Raw genomic sequence first — 5,518 nt, 5'->3', positions numbered from 1 at the left:
ATATGATTCTCTCAACCCCATCCTGTATTCTTTCCGTCCTGAGTATTTTTATTGGGCCTATCAAACCTGTTCTAGGCAAGTGGGTACCTCCACACGCCTGCACATCCCAGTCTTTGATGTTAAGCACTCTAATTACCCTTCCTGGCACTACTCCACCCTGGTAGAGCCTAAAGCCGTACCTCTGCTCCGCCTCGGTTCTCGGAAGCCACTTCCATTTTACCTCCCTGTCCTCCATTACAACCCTATTTGCTAAGAGCTCTATCTCCTTAAGCTCCTCTTCGCTGATGCGCTTGTAGTGAGCTATATCCAATCTGGCCCAATCGGTGCTTAATTGAGAACCCGCCTGCCAGACGTGCTTTCCAAGGACTCTAACAAGGGCTCCCATAAGGACGTGAGTACCGGTGTGGTGTCTCATGTGCTGTATTCTCCTCTCCCAGTCGATTTTTCCGTGAACGCTGTCTCCCTCTTTGAAGCCTTCAGGCTTCTCCACCTTATGGAGAATTACTTTGCCAACTTTCTGGACATCGAGCACTTTAATTCCGTTTAGCTCTCCCAGATCACAGGGCTGACCTCCGCCCTCGGGATAAAACGCTGTCTGATCCAAAACCACCCAGTCATCTATCACCCTAAGAACCCTTGCATCGAATTCCTTCATGAAGGGATCCTCATAATAGAGGGTTCTTGTATCAGGCAGGTCTTGAACGAGCTCAAAGTCCACTATACTTTTTTCTTCTTCCTTTTTGGCAGTCTTTTCAGCTTCTTTGGCAATTAAGCTGTAAAAGTTATCTGGGACCTTGACTTTCATGCCTTCTTTTTCAGCTACTTCCTTAACGATTTCAGGAGTCAGCCCCGCGAAACCTCCTCACCACTCAGGGGGCTCCAGACTCATCATCCCACCAGTGGGTTTTTCATCACCACTCTTAAACTTATCTTCTAAAAGTCCTTGTCTCAGAAACTCTTCCCTTTTCAACTCAATGCTTTCCAACAATGATGATTGTTTTGAGGTCTCAGAAAGTTCATTAAAAACTTAAGGAGACTCTTATAGTTTTTGATATTCTCCAGTCTATACTTGTCAATAGTTCCTTTTATAGTGTGGGGGAGGTATTCCAGCTTCTTAATTATCTGCTTTGCATCTTCTTCAGTTATTTTCTCAGCATTTATCCTGAGGAGGGCCCTCATTAGCCTGTCTTTAAGAAGAGCTGAGTTATAGTCTCTCTCCTTCTTTAATTCTGAAGGAGGCACATAATCCCAGCCAAGTTCCTTGGACAGGATATTGATAAAGGGGTACTCAGATACCCTCTCTTCAGGAGTTGACATCCTCTTCTCCCCCACCAATGAGTTCCAGCACTTTGTTTATAATAAGTTCTCTCCTCCTCTCTAAGAACTTCTCATAATTATTTTCTCTCATTGCATCAATACACTCAGAGTCAATAAAGTGGGGCTTGAGAACTTTTTCCAAATCACCAGGAATCCACTTAAGGTACTCTTTTGGTGATGTTGCTGAAATCTTCCTGTTGGTTTCATCAGAAATCAGTGTTCTATTAAGTATGGTATTAATCTTGTATTTGTCCTTGTCCCCAAAACCCTGCCTCCTTAGGAAAGCCTGAGGGAATATATGGTGGTCTTCTAAATTATGGAATTCTATGGCATCACCTTTGAGAAAGTCCCTTGCCTGGTTCAATGCAATTAAGTTCATAATACCTCTATAAATTGCACTTCCACTTCTTGAGACTGTGTATAAGTTTAGTGAGGTAACCCTAGCCCTTGCCTCATCAATCATTGATGGGGTATCTTCAGGCTTTTTGAAAGCTTTTATTAGCTCCAAGGTGTCACTTAGGGACTTTGAGTCAACAGCACTGCTGTACCTCTCAGTGAATACTGAACTCCAATACCACTGCTTTATCAGTGTGTAAGCCCTGCTCTTTTCTATTGGTGATAATTCTCTGGTACCCTCCACATAATATAGGAGTGTTGCCAAAACTGGGAGCATGGGTTTGTAAGGAACCCACTTTGGCAGGAATGCTCCAAACCCATCTTGGTTAGTACTCATGACTCTTTCAATGGCCTTGTCAAAGTATTCTGCCATAGTCCACCAATCATTCTCAAAACCAATTGGTGACAGATTAATTAAAGACCTGTTTTTGACATCACTAATCTCCTTCTCACCCTTGTCTTTATCCTTGTCCCTAAGCACCCTCATAAGGCCCAGTGCCCTGAGTAGCAACACCTTAAAGAGGTCTGGGTTGTCCTCAGACAACTTTCTGATGTTTTCAAATGAGTCAACAGTGTCCTGCCATATTTTGTGAAGGTCAATGTCATCCTTATACAGTCTGGCAGTCAAGAGGTCAAAGACTGATAACTTGACTCCAGTGCTGTTCATCTTCTCAAATATTGTGCAGACTTCACTAAGTTTCTGTTTATTGTCTGGTTCAATTTTTGGCAAGTATAAGACTGGAACCTTGAACTCTAGGAGATTGTTAATGTACTTCTCCCAGAGGTCTGACTTTGCCTTAAGTTGTCTCTTGTACTCTTGGGTGAGTTCTCTGCCCTGTTTATAGCTAACTTCTTCACCAATGTTTTCCTCTATATATTTGTCAACATGGTACTCTACAAACCCCTCTAGCCAATCTTTCCACTTTTCTTTGTTAGAGAGCTCTGTGAATGGGACTATTTTATGCTCAAACTGATGGTTTTTGTCCAGGTACTTCCTGGCATCATCTTCAACCACACTGAACACAGCATCTTCAACATTACCCCTTTCCAATTCTTCAAGCCTCAAGAAGAAGAGATATCTCTTGCTGGTGTACTTTGGGGTGACAACCTCTTTTGGTGGTGCATAGAACACATAGTGAAGTGATGTTATCCTCTGCTGGCCATCAAGAATCATGGCCTCTGGTTCTGCAATATAGTTACCATCTCTATCAACTGGCAAACTGACACCCTGAATTGGTCTCCATTTGAATGGAGGGTTGGTTGACTCTGTTCTAAGGAAGAGGAAGGTGCCCACAAAGTAACCATTGAGGAGTGAGACCAACAAGTCTTTAATATCCTGCCTAGACCACACAAAGTCTCTTTGGAACTGAGGAAGGACTAATTTCCCATCTTCAGCCTGTTTCAATATCTCAAGCAAATTCTCCATCTTTGGGTCAAGCTTATCCACTTTCCTCACCCACCTTAATCCTCACCTTTCCAGTGAGAAGTTTGTCCATCGTACCATGCTTGAATTTCTCAAGCTCTTCTTTTATCTTCATTTCAGCCTCAATCTTATTATCAATGGTCATGAAAATCTGGGCTATTTTCTTTTGTTCTTCTAATGGAGGGAGTGGAATTAAGACTCATCATTCCGCTTTTATCTAGGCGTTCCCCTTTTTATCTATTTCCTCAAGTATTTTTATCCCTTTTTAAAGCTCTCCCGGTTCTTTTCCAAGTTACAGGACATAGTGTTCCGGTCTCCTATCCTTGAATATGTCGTTAAATTCATTGAGTTTCTTGTTCCTTGCGTCTTCCACGTTTATTTCCACAATTCCAACTTCCTCCTTATCTTCGCTTGCCCTGAGCAGGATTTCAGCCTTTGGTGAGTTTATCTGGCTCATGCCTATGAACTTTAGCCCCCTCTCCTCCCCAATTCTGTTCGCTGTTATGCTAAACACCCTGTTCTCAAGGCTCCTTATTGGCATTGCCCTCGGAGCATAGGGGAGAACCAGATTGGCCGGATGTGCAACGATATCTGCTCCCTTAAGGGCGAGTGTTCTCATCGACTCTGGGAAAAACCAGTCAAAGCATATCATAATCCCGACCTTTGCAATGCCTATGTTGAAGACATGAAAGCCAAGGTTTCCCGGCTCGAAGAAAAGTTTTTCCCTGTAGAAAAGGTGAATCTTGCGGTATTTTCCAATGTAGCCCCATCCTATTGGCCCTACAATGACAGCGGAGTTGTAAAGTTTCCCCCTCTCATCCTTCTCAGCGGTTCCAGCCACTGTGAATACTTCATGCTCTCTCGCCTGCTCGACAAGAAATTGAGTTGTCTCACCATCTGGAATCTGCTGAGCTATCTCCTCCACTTCTTCTTTCGTCTCAAAATTGTAGCCCGTGTCAAAAAGCTCTGGAAGAACAATGAGCTTTGCACCTTGCTTTGCAGCCTCTCCAATTAATTTCTCAGCTTTGCTGAGGTTGGCATTAAGATCCAAAAGCTTTGGTTCCATCTGAACAAACCCAACTTTCATTACCCCTCCCTCCTCAACAGTTAGGAGTTCAATGGTTAATAACTTATCGAGCACATTTTTGTCCAAGTCGAGAGCTATAAAAGGATAAAATCACAGCTACGCAGTTTTCGGTAGTTTTAAAAGTCCAAAATTACTAAAATTTCTCTGTATTCCAAAAGAGCCCCATAGAATATCGCAATTCCACCGAAAGGCTTTTTCTTAACCACCAACACAATATAAAGGCGCAAGAACAGCTCATGAAATCCCGGGTAGAGGCGAAGCTCTGCATGATCAAATTTTCCTTTAATCTCCTTTATTTTGCTCTTTTTGTTTTTGCTATTTGCTAATCCCTTTTGATGGAAAAGCTTAAAAACCAAGCAAAGTGAGCTTAGTCTGGAACGATTATCGAGGTGATAATCATGAAGAGGAGACCAAGGAAATGGAAAAAGAAAGGAAGAATGAGGTGGAAGTGGATTAAGAAGAGAATTAGGAGATTAAAGAGACAGAGGAAGAAGGAAAGAGGATTAATCTGATCCCTTTTCCCTCTTTATATCTCTTTTACGTGATTATCATGAAAGACTCCCCTTACGAGGCGCTTTCTCTTGAACTAAAAACATCTTCCGGAAGAACTCTTGTTTTTGCAGACCCCCACATAGCTTTTGAACTTTCAAGAGGATTAAGGGTAAGAACGAAGTTCGAAAAAAGCCTTGCGGAGTTTATAAAAGAGAAAGACCCCAACTTGGTAATTATCCTGGGAGACGTAAAAGAACCCCTTGGAATCAGCGCGTTTGTCAAAAAACTACTGGTTGAATTTTTTTCTGAAATTGAGGAATACAGCATTGTCATAACAAAGGGAAACCACGATGGGAAAATAGAAGAAGTCACAAAGGAATTCAAAAATGTAAATGTCGTCAGTCATTTTCTCCTCGATGATATGCTTTTCCTTCACGGGCATCAGAACCTTCCGGAAGTTGAGTTTGAGAAAGCTTTTCTAGGACACATCCATCCAGCAATCAGTTTGAAGCTTGGGGGAAATGTCAAAAAGGTCAAATGCTTCTTCAGGGTTGGAAGCTTTCTGATTTTGCCCACGATAAACCCCTACATAGAAGGGTTTGACGTGAGAGAGGGTATAAAAATGGTGCCATTTTTGAGAGATTCCTCTTCTGGAGAGGCTTTTCTTGGAGATGGAACATACATCGGCAAAGTTGAGCTAGATACTGTTAGGATAAGCTGTGGGGTGTCAGGTTTAAGTTACTGGCAGTACTTTAGAAAAAGAAGGGGGAACATGAAGTCTGAAACCATTATTTACTGGGTGG

6 protein-coding genes and 1 pseudogene are annotated in these 5,518 nt (G+C 42.4%); 1 reads left to right on the top strand and 6 read right to left on the bottom strand.

What is annotated here, in order from left to right:
* The 6 genes and pseudogenes from THEPK_RS06055 to THEPK_RS06035 all read right to left on the bottom strand — a co-directional run.
* Positions 1 to 850: pseudogene (locus tag THEPK_RS06055) on the bottom strand (alanine--tRNA ligase-related protein); the annotation flags it as partial.
* 116 nt (positions 851 to 966) lie between these two features.
* Positions 967 to 1,332 (bottom strand): hypothetical protein, encoded by a 366-nt coding sequence (locus THEPK_RS06050; protein WP_156882148.1) that lies wholly within the window; start codon positions 1,330 to 1,332, stop codon positions 967 to 969.
* Entirely contained in the window at positions 1,304 to 3,130 is a 1,827-nt protein-coding gene (locus THEPK_RS06045) for a GmrSD restriction endonuclease domain-containing protein (protein WP_232194545.1), read from the bottom strand. Before THEPK_RS06045 ends, THEPK_RS06050 begins: the two co-directional genes overlap by 29 nt.
* A 22-nt stretch (positions 3,131 to 3,152) precedes the next feature.
* The gene (locus THEPK_RS13665; protein WP_083965042.1) at positions 3,153 to 3,329 is read right to left on the bottom strand and encodes a restriction endonuclease subunit S; all 177 of its coding nucleotides are present in this window, start codon (positions 3,327 to 3,329) and stop codon (positions 3,153 to 3,155) included.
* Positions 3,330 to 3,428: 99 nt separating this feature from the next.
* On the bottom strand, positions 3,429 to 4,223 hold the full coding sequence (locus THEPK_RS06040) for a nitrilase (protein ID WP_042699536.1): 795 nt from the start codon (positions 4,221 to 4,223) through the stop codon (positions 3,429 to 3,431).
* A gap of 116 nt (positions 4,224 to 4,339) precedes the next feature.
* Positions 4,340 to 4,579, bottom strand: coding sequence for a hypothetical protein (locus THEPK_RS06035; RefSeq protein WP_042699534.1), 240 nt, complete (start codon positions 4,577 to 4,579; stop codon positions 4,340 to 4,342).
* Between the two features lie 194 nt (positions 4,580 to 4,773).
* Here THEPK_RS06035 and THEPK_RS06025 point away from each other — a divergent pair.
* Positions 4,774 to 5,518: metallophosphoesterase (locus tag THEPK_RS06025; RefSeq protein WP_083965041.1), on the top strand; the 745-nt coding region annotated here is incomplete at its 3' end.

This window comes from Thermococcus sp. PK, assembly GCF_000430485.1.
Classification (GTDB): domain Archaea; phylum Methanobacteriota_B; class Thermococci; order Thermococcales; family Thermococcaceae; genus Thermococcus_A; species Thermococcus_A bergensis.
The sequence above is the reverse complement of the archived record's forward strand: the minus strand, read 5'-3'. Positions and strand labels throughout refer to the sequence as shown.

Bases quoted from the DNA above. Each gene is read 5' to 3' on its own strand.
- THEPK_RS06040 (WP_042699536.1), bottom strand. From the start codon at position 4,223: ATGAAAGTTGGGTTTGTTCAGATGGAACCAAAGCTTTTGGATCTTAAT.